The following is an 843-nucleotide window of genomic DNA, read 5'->3' on the forward strand; positions in this document are numbered from 1 at the left end:
GATCACCCGGTCGACGGCCTGGCAGCTGGCGATCTCGCCCTCCTTGAGGCCGACGCCCCACCGTTCCTCGCTGATCGGGTCGTTGAGCAGCCTGAAGCTGCCTGGGGCCTGTTCGGCGTACCCGGCCAGCACCAGGTTGTCGGTGCTCACCGCGTCGAGCTGCCTGTTGAGGAGCTTGTGCACGCAGTCGGAGTAGTTGGCCGCGGGCACGAGGATGGCCGGCAGGTCCAGCTTGCCGTCCGGCGGCGGGTCGACGATGCGCCGGTACGAGTTGGAGCCCTTGGCCAGGCAGATGCGCTGGCCCGCCAGGTCGCTCGTCTTCCGGATGTCGGTGTCGTCGGCGCGGACCATGGTGTCCTGGTGGGCGAGCACGTACGGGCCCGCGAACGTCACCCGGGGCCTGCGCGACAGGGTGATGGAGTAGGAGGCGACGACCATGTCGACGGTGCCGTTCTGGAGCAGCGCCTCGCGGGCGGAGGAGGGGGCCTCGCGCCACGTGATGCGTACGTTTTTGCCGTCCGCGAGGTGGCGGACGATGTAGCGGGCGACGTCGACGTCGAAACCTTCGGGGGCGCCGGGCCCGGTCTTCAGGCCCACGCCCGGTTGATCCCACTTGGTGCCGACAGTGACTGTGCGGCCCTCTCTGATCTTCTCTGCGACGGTGGAGTATGTGTCGTTTCCGCCGCACGCCGCCAGGCATACGGCCATGGCCGCAGCTGCGAGCGCCGCCCCACGCATGGTCACCCCGATCATCTCCTGTAAGGAGGAGCTTGTCGGCTGAATAACGCGCGCAGGCCGGTCTTTCAACGCCTCCAACGGAGAAGTGGGACTTTCTTGGGGATT

The 843-nt window shown here is 67.9% G+C and carries 1 protein-coding gene; it reads right to left on the reverse strand.

What is annotated here, in order from left to right; translation table 11 throughout:
* Positions 1-753 (reverse strand): transporter substrate-binding domain-containing protein (locus E1292_RS50545; protein ID WP_132606890.1); only part of this gene is annotated, 753 nt, incomplete at its 3' end.
* Positions 754-843 lie beyond the last annotated feature (90 nt).

This window comes from Nonomuraea deserti, assembly GCF_004348685.1.
In the GTDB taxonomy this organism is placed as follows: domain Bacteria; phylum Actinomycetota; class Actinomycetes; order Streptosporangiales; family Streptosporangiaceae; genus Nonomuraea; species Nonomuraea deserti.